Source organism: Ornithinimicrobium tianjinense, assembly GCF_014636495.1.
In the GTDB taxonomy this organism is placed as follows: domain Bacteria; phylum Actinomycetota; class Actinomycetes; order Actinomycetales; family Dermatophilaceae; genus Ornithinicoccus; species Ornithinicoccus tianjinensis.
In genome coordinates this window covers 409,704-425,094 of record NZ_BMEM01000001.1, presented here as the reverse complement: position 1 = coordinate 425,094, position 15,391 = coordinate 409,704, and the positions used below count along the sequence as shown (strand labels likewise).

Here is a 15,391-nt window from a genome sequence, read left to right as displayed (position 1 = left end):
GGTGCCGGGGTCCGGCCGCAGGGGACTGGACCCCGGCGCCGCGCGCTCGGGCGACCGACCGGTCAGCCGTGGTCGCCGTGGTCGCCGTGGGCTCCGTCGGCCGTGCCCGCGACCATCGGGCTGCTCCCACCCTCGACCACCTCGAAGTCCAGCATCATGCCGGCATCCTCGTGCTCCAGCTTGTGACAGTGGATGAGGTAGCGCCCGACCAGGTCAAACCTGATGAGGATGTCGACGGACTCCTTGTCGAGGAGGAGGAAGGTGTCCTTCCAGCCGCCCTCCCAGGGGAAGAGCTGACCACGGCCGCCCGTCCGGCCGACCAGCTGGAAGCTGGCGCCGTGGATGTGGACGGGGTGCGGCGGGTTGCCGTTGGCGACGAACCGCCAGCGCTCGACCTGGCCGCGCTGCACCTGGAAGCTCGTCGCGCCCATCTGGTAGCGCACGCCGTTGATGGCGGTCATGCCGTCGAAGCTGAAGGTCCGGCTCGGCTGCGCCGGGCCGACCAGGCGCTCGACGACCGACAGCTGCCGGCCGAGGACGGGGGCGGTCTGCGAGACGTCCGCCTGGGTGGGGCGCAGGTCGAGCAGCGTCCACCCGGAGTCCCGGTCGACGAGCTGGACGGGCGCGGTGAGCCCGCGCAGGTCGAGCACCAGATCGAGCCGCTCGGCGTTGCCGAGGGTGATCTCGCTCAGGTCGACGGCGTGCTCGAGGAGTCCCCCGTCGGTCCCGACCAACGTCATCGGCCGGCCGTCGGAGAACGCCAGCCGGAAGACCCGCGAGTTGGCGGCGTTGACGACCCGGAACCGGTAGTGGGCCCGGTCCACCCTCAGGTACGGGTTGAGCACACCGTTGACGAGGGGCACGCCTCCCAGGAAGCCCGACGCGCGGCCGTTGTAGGTCAGCGTTCCCTGCTTGTCGATGTTGGCGTCGCGGATGACGAGCGGCACCTCGAACCTGCCCGCCGGCAGCCCCAGCGCCGCCTCCTCGGCGTCCCGGACGATGAGCGCCCCCTGCAGACCCAGCGCCACCTGTGCGGCCGTGCGGAGGTGCGGGTGCGGGTGGTAGAAGTTCAGGCTCGCGCGCTGCTGCACCGGCAACGTGTAGGCGCGACGCGTCCCCGCCGGGAAGGCCTCGTGCGGCTGGCCGTCCACGTCCGTCGGCACCACGAGCCCGTGCCAGTGCACCGTGGTGGGCTCGTCCAGGCCGTTGGTCACCGTGATGGTTGGGGTGCTGCCGGACTGGACCTCGATCGTGGGGCCCGGGCACCCGGCGTTGTACGTCAGGGCCGAGCCCGTCCGTCCGCCGCCCAGGTCCACGGCCGTCCGTCTCGCGGTGAGCGTGAGCCCGTCCGCGGCGACCGGTGCCGGGACGGGCAACGGGTGGCCCGCCGCCGCCCCGCCCCCTCCTCCTCCCGGCTTGCCCGCGAGGGCAGGCGCTCCCCCGACGGAGACGAGCGCACCCCCTGCCAGGCCTGCCGCGAGCACCGACCGCCGACTGATGCGATATCCACCCATGACTGCTCCCTGCCCAGGAATGACGTGCGCGACATCCGTGTCGCTCATCTACTACACAGCGTAGCAATCATCACGTCGGCAGGGAAGCGCCTCTACCCTGAGCAGGTGCCCGACGACTTCCTCATCGCCCGCAACCCGGAGGAGGGGACGACCCTGCCCTACCTCCTGCGGATCCCGCTGGGCAGCGAGGGGATCGTGCTGAAGGCCCGCGACACCTGGCCACGCACGGGCAAGGTCTACTGCCACCGTGCGGTGGGCTGGCCGCGGGAGCCGGACATCGTCGAGCGCGTGCCGACCCGCTCGTGCGTCCGGCGGGGCGCCTCGATCGACCTCGTGCTGGACCGCGGGCGGGAGAACCGCTCGCAGTTCGTCCTCACCCGCATCCGCGGCGGTCGCGAGGCCATCTTCTGGCAGACCGCGCGCACCGCCAAGCAGGCCCGCCCAGCAGTGGCCCTGCCCACCGCACGGGCGTCCGGGCTCGCCGGGCTGCAGATCGTCGTCGACAGCCACGAGCGCTACGCGTGGACCTTCGAGCACCAGCAGGCGACCACCACCCGGCGAGCCCTCCGCGCGGGCGACTACGGCGTGCTCGTCGGCGAGGAGCTCTGGGCGGCCGTCGAACGCAAGTCGCTGCCGGATCTGGTCAGCACCCTGACCAGCGGCAGGATGAGGTATGCCCTCGCGGACCTGGCCTCCCTGCCCGCCGCCGCGGTCGTCGTCGAGGACCGCTACTCCGCCGTGTTCAAGCTCGACCGGGTCCGCCCCTCGGTCGTCGCCGACGCCCTCGGCGAGTGCCACGCCCGGTTCCCGTCCGTCCCCATCGTCTTCTGCGAGACGCGGGCGCTGGCGCAGGAGTGGACCTACCGCTTCCTCGGGGCCGCGCTGAGGCACGCCGCGGAGTCCGGTCACGTGGCCGAGACGGACCCGCTGCCGGCCGCGAGCCCTCCCTCGCCCGCCGAGATCCGGGCCTGGGCCGCAGAGCACGGGTATGCCGTCTCCTCCCGCGGGAGGATCCCCACCGCCGTGCTCCAGGCGTTCGAGCGCCGGAGCGGCTGACGCGGCGTCACCCGTCCCCGCTACGGTGAGGCCATGACCCTGCCCCGCCCTGACATCGACCCGGACGGCCTGCTCGAGTACTCCGTCGTCTTCACCGACCTCGCCCTCAACCACATGTCGGCCAGGTTCGTCGGCGTGATGCAGGAGCTGCTGGAGGTGCTGACCTCGACCTACGGCGCCGACGGCGCCGCGGTGGTCCCGGGCGGTGGCACCTTCGCGATGGAGGCCGTCGCTCGGCAGCTGGCCACGGGACGGCGCTGCCTCGTCGTGCGCAACGGCTTCTTCTCCTACCGCTGGTCCCAGATCTTCGAGACCGGCGCGATCACCGACGACGTCACCGTGCTGACCGCGCGCCCGACCGGCGAGCACCCCTCCCCCTGGGCACCAGCCCCCGTCGAGGAGGTCGTGGCCGCGATCCGCGAGCAGCGACCGGCCCTCGTCCTCGCCGCCCACGTCGAGACGGCCTCCGGCATCCTCCTGCCCGACGACTACGTGCGGGAGGTCGCGGCCGCCACCCGCGAGGTCGGCGGCCTGTTCGTCCTGGACTGCATCGCCTCCGGCGCGGTGTGGGTCGACATGCGCGACCTCGGGGTCGACGTGCTCGTCACGGCGCCGCAGAAGGGCTGGAGCGGCCAGCCGGGCACCGGCTACGTCATGGTCAACGAGCGGGCGCGCGCCGAGATCGGGGCCACCACTTCCACGAGCTTCGCCGCCGACCTGAAGAAGTGGCTGACCATCGCCGACGGGTATGCCGCGGGCCGGCACGCCTACCACGCCACCATGCCGACGGACACGATCGCCCACAACCTCGAGCTCATGCGGGAGGCGCAGCGGCGCGGGCTGCCGGAGCTGCGCGAGGCCCAGGCGCAGCTGGGCGGCAAGGTCCGCGCGCTGCTGGCCGAGCGCGGGTTCGTCTCCGTGGCCGCCGAGGGGTATGCCGCGCCGACCGTCGTCGTGGTCCACACGGACGACCCCGGGCTGGCCACCGGTCAGAAGTTCGCCGCGGCCGGGCTGCAGGTGGCGGGCGGGGTGCCGCTGATGTGCGGCGAGCCCGAGGGCTGGTCGACGTTCCGGCTGGGCCTCTTCGGGCTCGACAAGCTCGGCGACGTCGAGGGCACCGTGGACCGTCTCACGGCCGGGCTGGACCGCGCGCTCGGGCGCTGACCGAGGTATGACGCGACGAGGCCCCGCGCAGATCGCGCGGGGCCTCGTCGTGGTCAGTCGGTCGAGCTCAGCTCAGAGCGGCTGAACCTTCTCGGCCTGCGGGCCCTTCTGGCCCTGGGTCACGTCGAACTGGACCTTCTGGCCCTCCTGGAGCTCGCGGTAACCCGAGGTCTCGATGGCGGAGTAGTGGACGAACACGTCAGCGCCGCCCCCGTCCTGCTCGATGAAGCCGAAGCCCTTCTCGGAGTTGAACCACTTCACGGTGCCTGTTGCCACTGGCTTGCCTCTTCTATCTGTGTCTTGACGGACGCCTGCGACTCCGGAGGACCCGGAGTCGCCGTTGATGCGTTCCGCCACCGCACATCCTACCGTGACTTCATGACCGTCTACATCCACGGCCACCATCAGAGCGTGCTCGCCTCGCACGGGGCACGGACCGCGGCGAGCAGCGCGGCATACCTCCTGCCCCACCTGCACCCGGGAGACCGGGTCCTGGACCTTGGCTGCGGGCCGGGCTCGATCACGCTCGACCTCGCCGAGGCCGTCGGCCCGGAGGGTCGGGTCGTGGGGGTCGACGCCGCCGCGGCGGCGGTCGCGAGCGCCCGGGACGCGGCAGCCGCGCGGGGCGACACGACCACGGTCTTCGAGGTGGCCGACGCCTACGCGCTCGCCTTCGAGGACGCGTCGTTCGACGTCGCGCACGCCCACCAGGTCATGCAGCACCTGGCCGACCCGGTCGCGGCGCTCCGCGAGCTCGCGCGCGTGGTCCGGCCGGGCGGGCTCGTCGCCTTCCGCGACGCCGACTACGGGGGTATGACGTGGCACCCCGCCTCCCCCGGTCTGACCCGGTGGCTGGAGACCTACCGGGCCGCGGCGCGCCTGGCCGGCGGCGAGCCGGACGGGGGACGGCATACCCTCGCCTGGGCCCGGGCCGCCGGGCTCACGGACATCGTCCCCACCACGACCACCTGGTCCTACGCGACGCCGGAGGCACGCTCCTGGTGGGGCGGGCAGTGGGTCGAGCGGGCGACCCGGTCGTCCTACGCCGCCGCGACCGTCGCCGCCGGGCTGAACACGCAGGAGGACCTCCAGGCCATCGCGCAGGCCTGGCGTCAGTGGGCCGACGACGAGGACGGCTGGTTCGTCATGGTGCACGGCGAGGTGCTCGCGCGCGTACCGTGACGGCGCCGGCACGGCATACCCGCTCGGCTCAGAGCACCTTGCCGAGGAAGCTGCGGGTGCGGGCGTGCTGGGGGTTGCCGAGGACGTCGGCGGGAGGCCCGCTCTCGACGACCACGCCACCGTCCATGAACACGACCGTGTCCGCGACCTCGCGCGCGAAGCCCATCTCGTGCGTGACGACGACCATCGTCATGCCGTCCGCCGCGAGCCCGCGCATGACGTCGAGGACCTCGCCGACGAGCTCGGGGTCCAGCGCCGAGGTCGGCTCGTCGAAGAGCATCAGCCGCGGGCGCATGGCCAGCGCGCGGGCGATGGCCACCCGCTGCTGCTGGCCGCCGGAGAGCATCGCGGGGTAGGCGCCGGACTTGTCCGCCAGCCCCACCCGCTCCAGCAGGGACATCGCCCGCTCCCGCGCGGCGGCGGGCTTCTCGCGGTGGACCTGGACGGGCGCCTCCATGACGTTCTGGAGCGCGGTCATGTGCGGGAAGAGGTTGAACCGCTGGAACACCATGCCGATGTCCAGCCGCTGGGCCGCCACCTCCTTCTCGCGCAGCTCGTAGAGCCTGCCCTCGTGCTCGCGGAAGCCGACCAGGTGCCCGTTGACGCGCAGCGTGCCGCCGTCCAGGCGCTCCAGGTGGTTGATGCACCGCAGGAAGGTCGACTTGCCCGACCCCGACGGGCCGACCAGGCACAGCACCTCGCCGTTGCGGACCTCCAGGTCGATGCCCTTGAGGACCTCCAGCTGGCCGTAGTGCTTGCGCACACCCCGCGCCTCGACCATGAGCTGGTCGGTCGCGGACGCTGCCTCGGTATGACGTGTCATCGGGTCCTCCCGGGCGTCAGGTTGGTCAGGATGCGGCCGAGCGCGCCACCGGAGCGGCTGCGGCCGTGGCTGTAGCCGCGGGAGAACCGGCGCTCGAGGAAGTACTGCCCCACGGAGAACACCGAGGTCAGCACGAGGTACCAGATCGAGACCGTGAAGAGCAGCTCGATGACGAGCAGGTTGGCCGAGTAGATGCCCACGGCGGACAGGAGCAGCTCGGAGTACTGCACGGCATACGCCAACGAGGACGTCTTGAGCATGTTGATGAACTCGTTGCCGGTCGGCGGGATGATGACCCGCATCGCCTGGGGCAGCACGATCCGCCGCATGGTCCTGCCCGGCGAGAGGCCGAGGGCCTTGGCCGCCTCTGTCTGACCCGGGTCGACCGAGCCGATGCCGGCGCGGACGATCTCGGCCATGTAGGCGCCCTCGTTGATGCCCAGCCCCAGCAGCGCGGCCAGGAACGGCGTCATCAGGGTGTTGGTGTCCCACGTCGCGAGGCCGGGGATGCCGACGGTCGGGAAGACCAGCGAGAGGTTGTACCAGACCAGCAGCTGGACCAGCACCGGCGTCCCGCGGAAGAACCAGATGTAGAGCCAGGCCACGCCGGAGGTCACCGGGTTGGCCGAGGTCCGCATCACCGCGGCGACGACGCCGAGGAGGATGCCGACGAGCTGGGCGAGCACGCTGATGAGCAGCGTGTTCCACATGCCCCGGACGATGCGCTCGTTGGTGACGTAGTCGAGCGTCGACCGGTAGTCGATGTTGCCCTGCGAGAAGGCCCAGACCAGGGCGCCCAGGAGGGCGATGACGACGACCGCGCCGACCCAGCGCCCGTAGTGCCGGACGGGGATCGCCACGGGCGCCGACCCGGGGGCCGGGGCGGGTGTGGGCGGCGCGGTCGTCGACACCTCAGCTGCCTCCGTTGATGGTGGCCTCGTCGATCGCGCCCAGCGGGACCTCGTAGGCGTCGATCAGCTTCTGGTAGTCGCCGGAGTCCATGACGGCCTGCAGCGCCTCCTGGATCGCGTCGCGCAGCTGGGTGTCCTCCTTGGAGACGGCGATCCCGAGCGGGCCGGCCTCGATCTGGTCGCCGACGATCTCGAAGTCGTTGCCGCCGCCGGAGGTGCGCGCGTTGTAGGCCGCGACCGGGTAGTCCTGCATGCCGGAGTCGGCGCGGCCGTTCTTGACCTGGAGCATCGCCTCGGTCTCGCGGTCGAAGGCGAGCACCTCCACGGGCTCCTTGCCCGCGTCGGTGCAGGTCGTGCTCTGGGCGTTGGAGACCTCCTCCGCGGTGGTGCCGCGCTGGACGGCGACGGTCTTGCCGCACAGGTCGTCGGCCGACTGCAGCCCGGAGGGGTTGCCCTTCTTCACGAGCAGCACGCCGCCGGCGTTGTAGTAGTCGACGAAGTCGATCTCCTTCTGCCGCTCGGCCGTGTCGCTCATGCCGGAGATGGCCACGTCGATGCGGTCGGACTTGAGCTGGGTGATGAGGCTGTCGAACTGGGCGTTGTTGAAGACGAACTCCACACCCAGCTGCTCGCCGATGAGGTCGGCCAGCTCCACGTCGAAGCCGACGACCTTCCCGTCCTCGTCGAGGTACTCCATCGGGGCGTAGGCGAGGTCGCTGCCGACCTGGATGGTGCCGGCCTCCTGGATGTCGGCGGGCAGCGACGCGAACAGCGGCGCCGAGGTGTTCTTGGCCGGGGCGGCGCTCTCGGCCGCGGCGTCGCCGTCGCCCGAGCCACCGCAGGCGGAGAGCAGGGCGGTCGTGGCGAGCAGGACGGTGGCGAGGCGGAACGGGGTGCTGCGCATGGTGTCTCCTGAAGGGGGCGGGGCTGGGGCAGGGATGGTGGTGCGGGTCAGTCGAGCGGCACGGTGGAGACGCTCGTGGTGAACGTGGAGAGGACGTCGGGCAGCACGTCGACCCCGATCCCGGGGCCGGTCGGCACCGACAGGTGCCCGTCCTCGATGACGAACGGCGCGGTGAGGTCGGTGTCGTAGTAACGGTCGCTGGCGGAGGTGTCGCCCGGGAGGACGAACCCGGGCAGCGAGGCGAGCGCGAGGTTCGGCGCGCGTCCGATGCCGGTCTCGAGCATCCCCCCGCACCAGACCGGTATGCCGTTGGCGTGCGCCACGTCGTGGATCCGCCGCGCCTCGAGGTAGCCGCCGACGCGGGCGGGCTTGACGTTGATGACGTGGGCGGCGCCCAGCGCGATCGCGGTGGCCGCGTCGCGCGCCGAGGTGATCGACTCGTCCAGGCAGATGGGGGTGCTGATGCGCCGGGCCAGCTCGGCGTGCCCGCGCAGGTCGTCCTCGGGCAGCGGCTGCTCCATGAGGAGCAGGTCGAAGGGGTCCAGCTGGGCCAGGTGCCGGGCGTCGGCGAGCGTGTAGGCCGTGTTGGCGTCCACCTGCAGCAGCACGTCGTCGCCGAAGGTCTCGCGCACGACCCGCACCGGCTCCAGGTCCCAGCCCGGCTCGATCTTGAGCTTGATCCGCAGGTAGCCCTGGTCGAGGTAGCCGCCGACCTTGTCGAGCAGCTCGGGGATGGAGTCGTAGATGCCGACGGACACACCGGTCGGCACGCGGTCCTTCACCCCGCCCAGGTAGCGCGCGAACGACATACCGGCGGAACGGAGCTCGGCGTCGAGCAGGGCGGTCTCCAGGACGTGCTTGGCCATCGGGTGACCCTTGACCGGGGCGAGGGCGTGCGCCACGCGGGTCGCGGAGAGGTCGTCGCCGAGCGCGAGGAGCCGCGGCAGCAGGTGGTCGCGGATGACCATCTCGGCGGCCGGGAGGAACTCCGAGCTGTAGAGCGGGTCGGGCTCGGCGCCGCACTCCGCCCAGCCCTCGGTGCCGTCGTCGGTGACGAGGCGGACGACGAAGGTGTCGCGGTCGTGGCTGGTCCCGAACGAGGTCCGGAACGGCGTGACCAGCGGGATCGACAGCCAGCGGATCTCGAGGTGCTCGATCTTCATGCGTCCTCCGTGAGGTGGTACCAACCGGTGCGGCTGACGCCCCGGGCGACCAGGCCCGCGGCGAAGGCGTCCTGGAACCAGTCGGCGGTGGTGGAGCGCCAGGCGCGGGCCTGGGCGGGGTCGGTGCGTCGCAGCGCGACGATGTCCTCGGGGACGCGCAGCCAGCGCTGGCCCGGTGTCGTGACGAGGGCCGGTATGCCGTCGGGCCCGGTCCGCACGTCCGCGCCGGCGGGTGCGTCCCCCACCGGGTCCGCGGCGGGCTCGGGCAGGGTGCCCTCGGCGGCCGCGAGCGCGCGGGGCGAGCGCAGCTCCCACTCGGCGACCAGGCGGTCGCCGCGGTCGGTGCCGTTGAGCGCGTCGGACATGGTGCCGTAGAAGGCGGGCAGGTAGTCCGCGACGGTGGCGCCGAGGCGGGAGATGTTGAACCGCGCGTTGCGGCCGACCAGGGGGTCGAAGGTCCACCGCATGACGGCGACGTCGTGCTCGAGGGCCCAGAGCCGCTGGTGCTGCTTGAGCGCCCGGCCGATCCCGCGGTCGGCGACGCCGGGGGCCACGGCGGCGAGGTAGCCGTAGACCGCACCGGGGACGTCGCGCCCGAGCACGGCGGCCCCGACCAGCTCGCCGGTCACGCGGTCGCGGGCGACGTCGACCAGTCCGCCCGCGTGGGCCATGCTGCGCAGCGCCTCGCTGTGCATCGGCACGCCCTCGTCGGAGCGGCCCCAGACCCGGGCGAACAGGTCGGAGACCTCGCGCAGGTCGTCCATCTCCTCGACCTCGTGGAGGACGACGCCGGCTCGCGCGGCCGCGGAGTCCACCGTGCGGCGGACCCGGCCGACGAGGTTGAAGCCGAGGGTCGGCGTCTCTGGGGGCGTCATGGAGAGAAACTCTGCGGGACCGGGCCGACCCGGCGCCTTATGGTGCTGCACAAATTTCCTAGCATGAGTTTGTGGCACGACACATTCCGCTCCGGCCGTCCATGCCCAGTGTCGGCACCCTGGTCGACGCGCTGGGCACGACGACGCTGGCGCTGGCCTCGGACGCGGCCGGCCGCGACCTGGCCGTGACCCAGACCGTCCTGCACGAGCCCGGCCACCCGGTCGCCCCCGCGACACGTGGGCTCCTGCTCGGCGTGGCGCTCGGGCCGGACGGGTCGGGGCTGGACGCGGTCGTCGAGGAGGCCGCCGCGGGCGGGTATGCCGCGGTGGCGCTCAAGCGCCGGGGCCGGGGGGTCGAGGCAGCGGTCCGCGCGGCGGACGCGGCAGGGATCGCGCTGCTGGTCGTCGACGACGCCGTGGAGTGGCTCCACCTGGACCGGATGGTGACGACCGCCCTCTCCGGGTCCCGCGCCGGCGCGGACGTGGCGCTGTCGTCGGTCGCGATCGGCGACCTCTTCTCGCTGGCCCACGTGATCGCGACGACCACGGGCGGGGCGACGACGATCGAGGACCTCGGACGCCGGGTGCTGGCCTACTCCGCCGTCCCCGGGCAGGAGACCGACGAGGAGCGGCGCGAGGGGATCCTGGGCCGCCAGGTCCCCGACCTGCCGGAGAACGACCAGCAGTACGCCGACCTCTACCGTGCCGCGGGGGTCCTGGAGTACCCCGCCACGGACACCGGTCTGGGCCGGATCGCCGTGGCCGTGCGCAGCGGCACCGAGCCGCTGGGGTCGGTCTGGGTCGTGGTGCCCTCCACCGGCCTGCGCCCCGACGCCGCCCGGGTGCTCGCGTCGGTGACCGAGCTCGCCGCCCTGCACCTGCTGCGCAACCGGAGCAGCCAGGACGCCGCCCGGCAGCGGCGCACCGACCTGGTCCGGCGGCTGCTGGAGCACGACGACCCCACCGCCGCGCGCCAGCTCGGGCTCACCGACCCGGGCCGCCTCTGCGTGGTGGCGGTGCACCCCCGCTCGTCGGCGGCGTCGGTCGACCTCGGTCGGCTGCTGGACGTCGTGACGGTGGAGCTGGAGGCGCGGCTCGGCCCGACCGGGTGCGTGGACGTCGCGGGCCGTCTCTACGCCCTCGTCGCCCTGGCCGACACCCCCGAGCGGATGCGGACCTCCGTCGCGGCCGCGGCCCGCAGCGCGGGACGGGCACTGCATACCTCCCTGGTGTGCGGGATCTCGCGACCGCTGCGCGACGCGTGGCGCGTCTCCGAGGCGCGCGAGGAGGCCGACGGCGTCCTCGACCTGCTGCTCACGGGCGCGGCGCCCGGGGAGGTCGGCAGCGCCGACACCCTCGTCGACGGGCTGCGGCTCCTCGCCCTCGCCGACCAGCATCCCGTCACCGCCGAGCTCTCCGAGACCGCCGCGGCCATCCTGCGCCACGACGAGGAGCAGGGCACCACGCACGCCCAGCTGCTGCTGACCTGGCTGCAGTGCCAGGGCGACACGCGGCAGGTGGCCGAGCGTCTCGGCATCCACGCCAACACGGTCCGCTACCGGCTGGGCCGTCTGGAGTCGGTCCACGGGCTCGACCGCACCGACGCCGACCAGCTGCTCCTGGTCTGGCTGGCCCTGCGGCTGCACCGCAGCGCGGTCTGACATCGTGTGGCCAAGCCTTCGTGTGCCCAGGCCGTCACCGCACCCGTCCCGAGGAGATCGATCCCATGACCGTCACCCCCGAGCTCGCCCAGCAGGTCCTGGACTGGCACGCCTGGCTGGACGCGCACCCGGAGCCGGCGTGGCGGGAGACCGGCACCACGGCATACCTGGTGGAGCAGCTGGAGCACCTGGGTTGCACCTGCCACCAGGTCGACGGGCGCACGGGCGCGGTCGCGGACCTCGGCACGGGGCCGCGGTGGGTCGCGCTGCGCGCCGACCTCGACGCGATCTGGATGGGCGACGACGACGGGTATGCCGTGCACTCCTGCGGCCACAGCGCCCACATGGCCGCGGTGCTCGGGGCGGCCCGCCTGCTGGCCGAGGGGCCTGAGCTGCCCGAGGGCGTCGGCGTGCGGCTGCTCCTGCAGCCGGCCGAGGAGACGGGCACCGGCGCGCTCGACCTCATCGAGCGCGGGGCGCTGGAGGGCGTCACCGACCTCTTCGGGATCCACGTGCGGCCGGTGGAGGAGCTGGCGGTGGGCCGGTTCGGGCCTGCGCTGCACAGCGGCGCCTCGCTCACCGGGCTGGTGACCATCGCCGGGGAGGACGCGCACGGCGCCCGGCCGCACCTGGGCGCCAACGCGATCGACCCGCTCGTCGCGCTGCACCAGGCCCTGCCGGCGATGAGGTTCAACCCGGCGGAGTCCTACTCGGCCAAGATCACCCGGATCCGGGCCGGTGGCGCCAGCCTCAACGTCATCCCCGGCACCGCCGAGGTCGCCATCGACCTGCGGGCGCAGCGCAACGAGGTGATGACCGGGCTCCAGGAGCGGATCACCGAGGCCGTGCGCGGGATCGCCTCGACCTATGGCGTGACCATGGAGGTCAGCTGGCACGACGGGACGCCCGGCGCCGAGGTCCACCCCGCCGCCGCCGCGACCCTGGCGCAGGCGATCCGTGAGGTCGCCGGCGAGGAGGCGCTGGCCGAGGAGGTCGTCACGACCGGTGCCGACGACTTCCACTACTACGCGCAGGCCAGCCCCGGGCTGCGGTCGAGCATGCTCGCCCTCGGTGTCGGCGTGGCCCCCGGCCTGCACGTGCCTTCGATGACCTACTCCACCGAGCCGCTGCCGGTGGCCGCCGCGATCCTGGCCCGGGCCGTGCGCCTGGCCGCCGAGGGGTTGAGGGGTGAGGGGCTGAGCTGAGCCGGCCGAGCCGGCCTTCACCTCCCTCCGCACCGGCTGCCGCGCGCCGGCCGAGCCGCCCTGACTTCGAACCTCACCGGTTGCCGCGTGCACTCAAACCGGCACTTTCCCAGCCAGCACCACCGGCACCCCGCCGTTGCGCGGGTGAGGTGGCGACCGACATACAAGTGCCGGTTTGAGTGCACGCGCTGCGGGCGGCCAGCCACAGTCGTGGCGCGCCTACGCCCGACGAGCTACCCCAGTCCCGCTCCCGCGCGCGAGCCGCACACCGGCCACTCCCGCGGTGGCCCGTGCCGCCCGCCGTGACTGTCGCTTGACGTGGGTCAAGGCACGCTTCGGCGCGCAGGAGTTGAGTGGTACCGACAGCCCGGACCAGCCGGGTCCTACCGGAGGAGGCCACTATGACCACCACGCACGACCACACCACCCACGACCACACCGCCCACGACCACACGGGTCACGACCACACGGCTCACGTGCACGACGTCGCCGAGCACGTGCGGCACCACCACGCTCATCTGGTGGCGGAGCTCGAGCAGCTGAGCACCGCCTTCGCCGAGGCGGTGGCCCGCGACCCCGAACCCGCCCGGCAGCGCGCGGAGCTCGTCCGCTGGATCGAGGAGGTCCTCGTGCCGCACGCGCTCGAGGAGGAGAACGGGATCTATGCCGCTGCCGCGCGGCTGCCCGAGGGGCGTGCCCTCATCGACGCCATGTCGCGGGAGCACGACCTGATCAGGAGCATGGCCGCCCAGGTGAGCTCCGCCGCGCCGCTGCCGGCGTCGGTGTGGGGCCGGGCCCTGTACGCCACGTTCGTCAGCCACCAGGCCAAGGAGAACGAGATCATCCTGCCGCTGATGGAGGAGCGGGACCCCGAGGGCCTGGTCGAGGCCATGGCGCACCACCACTGAGACGGGTCGCGGGCAGCACCACCGAGACGCGTCACGGGCAGCTCCACCGAGACGGGTCGCCCGGAGCGTGTGCACCCAAACCGGCACCGCCGGTGCCTCCTGAGGACCGTTCAGGGTGGGGACCGCCCGGGAGGGTGTGCACTCAAACCGGCACTTTGTATGCCGTTCGCCATCTCACCCGCGCAACCGCGGGGTGCGGGTTGTGCTGGCTGGCAAAAGTGCCGGTTTGAGTGCACGCAGCAGCCCGCGGCTTCCCCTGCGCGGCTGCTACCCCTGCCCCGCCGCCGCTACCCCTGCGCCGCCGAGCCCGGCAGCACCTCGACCACCCGGCCGCCCTCGACCTCCCAGCGCCGGGTGAGGCGCACGGTCTCCAGCATCCGCCGGTCGTGGGTGACCAGCAGCAGGGTCCCGTCGAAGGCCTCGAGCGCCTGCTCGAGCTGCTCGATCGCCGGCAGGTCGAGGTGGTTGGTCGGCTCGTCGAGGACGAGGAGGTTGACCCCGCGCGCCTGCAGCAGCGCGAGCGCCGCCCGCGTCCGCTCCCCCGGGGACAGCGACGCCGTGGGCCGCCCGACGTGGTCGCCGACCAGCCCGAACTTGGCGAGCAGGGTGCGCCGGTCCGCGTCCGTCCACTCCGGCAGCTCCAGCGCGAACACCCTGGCCAGCGGCACCTCAGCCACGTCGAGCAGCGCCCGCGCCTGGTCGACCTCCCCGACGACCACCCGCGAGCCGAGCGACACGCTGCCCTCATCCGGCACGACCCGCCCCAGCAGCAGCGCCAGCAGCGTCGACTTCCCGGCCCCGTTGGGCCCGGTGATGGCCACCCGGTCGCCGAGGTCGAGCTGCAGGTCCACCGGCCCGAGGACAAACCGCTCGCCGCCACCGTCGACGCCCTCGCCCCGCCGGACGACCGCCGCCCGCGCCACGCTCACCACGTCGCCCGACCGCGGCGCCCGCGCGATGGAGAACTGCAGCTGCCACTCCTTGCGCGGCTCCTCCACCACCTCGAGCCGCTCGATCATGCGCTCCGTCTGCCGCGCCTTGGCCGCCTGCTTCTCCGACGTCGCCTGCTGGTGGAAGCGGACGTTCTTGTCGCTCTCCTTGCGCCGGGCCAGCTTGCTGTTGGCGGCACGCACCCCCTTGTCCATCCACGCGCGCTGCATCCGGGCGCGCGCGTCGAGGGCGCGCCGGCGCTCGGCATACTCCTCAAACGCCTCGCGCGCGTGGCGCCGGGTGATCGAGCGCTCCTCGAGGTAGGCGTCATACCCGCCGCCGTAGGTGACCACGCGCTGCAGGCTCCGGTCGATCTCGACGACCGTCGTCACGGTGGCGGACAGGAACGCCCGGTCGTGGCTGACCATGACGACCGGCGCGTCGAGGCCGAGCACGAAGTCCTCGAGCAGGTCCAGCCCCGCGACGTCGAGGTCGTTGGTCGGCTCGTCGAGCAGGTAGCCGTCGTAGCGCGACAGCAGCAGCCCCGCCAGCCCCACCCGCGCGGCCTGCCCGCCGGAGAGCGTGGCCACCTCGCGGTCGAGGTCGACGGCCAGCCCGAGCCGCCCGGCGACCTCCTCGGCCCGCTCGTCCAGGTCCGCACCGCCGAGGGCGAGCCAGCTCTCCAGGGCGTTGGAGTATGCCGTTCCGCTCGCCTCGTCGTCGGGCCGCTCCGCGAGGAGATGTGCCGCCGCGTCCATCTCCGCGAGCGCCTGGGTGACGCCGGTGCGGCGCCCGAGGGCCTCGCGGATGGTCTCCCCCGCGACCGCGTCCGGCTCCTGGGTGAGCAGCCCCAGGTGCGCCGCCCTCGGGGAGAGGAGCACCTCGCCCGCCTCGGGCGCGCGGCGGCCGGCGAGCACGTGCAGCAGCGTGGACTTGCCGGCACCGTTGGGTCCGACCAGCCCGACGACGTCGCCGGGGGCGACGACCAGGTCGAGGCCGCTGAACAGGTGGGTCGCGCCGTGGCCGACCGCCACACCACGGGCCTGGATCGTCGCGCTCACGGCGGACAGTCTCCCACCGCAGCCGGACGGGCAA

Annotated in this window: 14 protein-coding genes; 6 read left to right on the top strand and 8 right to left on the bottom strand. The window is 73.1% G+C overall.

The annotated features are described in order from the left end of the window. Positions 1-62: 62 nt before the first annotated feature. Positions 63-1,514: a multicopper oxidase family protein gene (locus IEV65_RS02060; protein ID WP_188427939.1), complete on the bottom strand. Its 1,452-nt coding sequence runs from the start codon at positions 1,512-1,514 to the stop codon at positions 63-65. Positions 1,515-1,619: 105 nt separating this feature from the next. Here IEV65_RS02060 and IEV65_RS02055 point away from each other — a divergent pair, with 105 nt between their 5' ends. Further along, entirely contained in the window at positions 1,620-2,570 is a 951-nt protein-coding gene (locus IEV65_RS02055; protein ID WP_188427938.1) for an Lsr2 family DNA-binding protein, read from the top strand. 33 nt (positions 2,571-2,603) lie between these two features. Beyond that, the gene (locus IEV65_RS02050; RefSeq protein ID WP_188427937.1) at positions 2,604-3,734 is read left to right on the top strand and encodes an aminotransferase class V-fold PLP-dependent enzyme; all 1,131 of its coding nucleotides are present in this window, start codon (positions 2,604-2,606) and stop codon (positions 3,732-3,734) included. A 72-nt stretch (positions 3,735-3,806) separates the two neighbouring features. Here IEV65_RS02050 and IEV65_RS02045 read toward each other — a convergent pair whose 3' ends face one another. Next, a complete protein-coding gene (locus IEV65_RS02045; RefSeq protein WP_188427936.1) occupies positions 3,807-4,010 on the bottom strand; it encodes a cold-shock protein in 204 nt (67 codons plus the stop codon). A 102-nt stretch (positions 4,011-4,112) separates the two neighbouring features. Between IEV65_RS02045 and IEV65_RS02040 the strand changes: the two genes are divergently transcribed. Next, positions 4,113-4,916, top strand: a complete 804-nt coding sequence (locus tag IEV65_RS02040) for a methyltransferase domain-containing protein (RefSeq protein WP_188427935.1) — start codon at positions 4,113-4,115, stop codon at positions 4,914-4,916. A gap of 28 nt (positions 4,917-4,944) precedes the next feature. On the opposite strand, the gene IEV65_RS02035 is transcribed toward IEV65_RS02040, so the two are convergent. Genes IEV65_RS02035 through IEV65_RS02015 form a run of 5 tightly spaced genes read right to left on the bottom strand, consistent with a single transcriptional unit; the run spans position 4,945 to position 9,592 of the window. Further along, positions 4,945-5,739 (bottom strand): amino acid ABC transporter ATP-binding protein, encoded by a 795-nt coding sequence (locus tag IEV65_RS02035; protein ID WP_425571182.1) that lies wholly within the window; start codon positions 5,737-5,739, stop codon positions 4,945-4,947. Next, positions 5,736-6,650, bottom strand: a complete 915-nt coding sequence (locus tag IEV65_RS02030) for an amino acid ABC transporter permease (RefSeq protein ID WP_188427934.1) — start codon at positions 6,648-6,650, stop codon at positions 5,736-5,738. Before IEV65_RS02030 ends, IEV65_RS02035 begins: the two co-directional genes overlap by 4 nt. Position 6,651: 1 nt before the next feature. Then, positions 6,652-7,554 carry an ABC transporter substrate-binding protein gene (locus IEV65_RS02025; protein WP_188427933.1) on the bottom strand — a complete coding sequence of 301 codons (903 nt, stop codon included), beginning with the start codon at positions 7,552-7,554 and terminating at the stop codon, positions 6,652-6,654. A 47-nt stretch (positions 7,555-7,601) separates the two neighbouring features. Further along, positions 7,602-8,717 (bottom strand): o-succinylbenzoate synthase, encoded by a 1,116-nt coding sequence (gene menC / locus IEV65_RS02020; protein ID WP_188427932.1) that lies wholly within the window; start codon positions 8,715-8,717, stop codon positions 7,602-7,604. Further along, the gene (locus IEV65_RS02015) at positions 8,714-9,592 is read right to left on the bottom strand and encodes a GNAT family N-acetyltransferase (RefSeq protein ID WP_188427931.1); all 879 of its coding nucleotides are present in this window, start codon (positions 9,590-9,592) and stop codon (positions 8,714-8,716) included. Before IEV65_RS02015 ends, menC begins: the two co-directional genes overlap by 4 nt. 71 nt (positions 9,593-9,663) lie before the next feature. On the opposite strand from IEV65_RS02015, the gene IEV65_RS02010 reads away from it, so the two are divergent. The 3 genes from IEV65_RS02010 (at position 9,664) to IEV65_RS02000 (ending at position 13,366) form a co-directional block, all read left to right on the top strand. Next, entirely contained in the window at positions 9,664-11,253 is a 1,590-nt protein-coding gene (locus IEV65_RS02010; protein WP_188427930.1) for a PucR family transcriptional regulator, read from the top strand. 65 nt (positions 11,254-11,318) lie between these two features. Next, complete coding sequence (locus IEV65_RS02005; protein ID WP_188427929.1) at positions 11,319-12,458, top strand: amidohydrolase; 1,140 nt, start codon at positions 11,319-11,321, stop codon at positions 12,456-12,458. Between the two features lie 401 nt (positions 12,459-12,859). Then, a complete protein-coding gene (locus IEV65_RS02000) occupies positions 12,860-13,366 on the top strand; it encodes a hemerythrin domain-containing protein (protein WP_188427928.1) in 507 nt (168 codons plus the stop codon). Between the two features lie 287 nt (positions 13,367-13,653). On the opposite strand, the gene IEV65_RS01995 is transcribed toward IEV65_RS02000, so the two are convergent. Continuing rightward, positions 13,654-15,357, bottom strand: coding sequence for an ABC-F family ATP-binding cassette domain-containing protein (locus tag IEV65_RS01995; protein ID WP_188427927.1), 1,704 nt, complete (start codon positions 15,355-15,357; stop codon positions 13,654-13,656). Positions 15,358-15,391 lie beyond the last annotated feature (34 nt).

Bases quoted from the DNA above. Each gene is read 5' to 3' on its own strand.
- IEV65_RS02060 (WP_188427939.1), bottom strand. From the start codon at position 1,514: ATGGGTGGATATCGCATCAGTCGGCGGTCGGTGCTCGCGGCAGGCCTG.
- IEV65_RS02050 (WP_188427937.1), top strand. From the start codon at position 2,604: ATGACCCTGCCCCGCCCTGACATCGACCCGGACGGCCTGCTCGAGTAC.
- IEV65_RS02040 (WP_188427935.1), top strand. From the start codon at position 4,113: ATGACCGTCTACATCCACGGCCACCATCAGAGCGTGCTCGCCTCGCAC.
- IEV65_RS02035 (WP_425571182.1), bottom strand. From the start codon at position 5,739: ATGACACGTCATACCGAGGCAGCGTCCGCGACCGACCAGCTCATGGTC.
- IEV65_RS02025 (WP_188427933.1), bottom strand. From the start codon at position 7,554: ATGCGCAGCACCCCGTTCCGCCTCGCCACCGTCCTGCTCGCCACGACC.
- menC (WP_188427932.1), bottom strand. From the start codon at position 8,717: ATGAAGATCGAGCACCTCGAGATCCGCTGGCTGTCGATCCCGCTGGTC.
- IEV65_RS02015 (WP_188427931.1), bottom strand. From the start codon at position 9,592: ATGACGCCCCCAGAGACGCCGACCCTCGGCTTCAACCTCGTCGGCCGG.
- IEV65_RS02005 (WP_188427929.1), top strand. From the start codon at position 11,319: ATGACCGTCACCCCCGAGCTCGCCCAGCAGGTCCTGGACTGGCACGCC.
- IEV65_RS02000 (WP_188427928.1), top strand. From the start codon at position 12,860: ATGACCACCACGCACGACCACACCACCCACGACCACACCGCCCACGAC.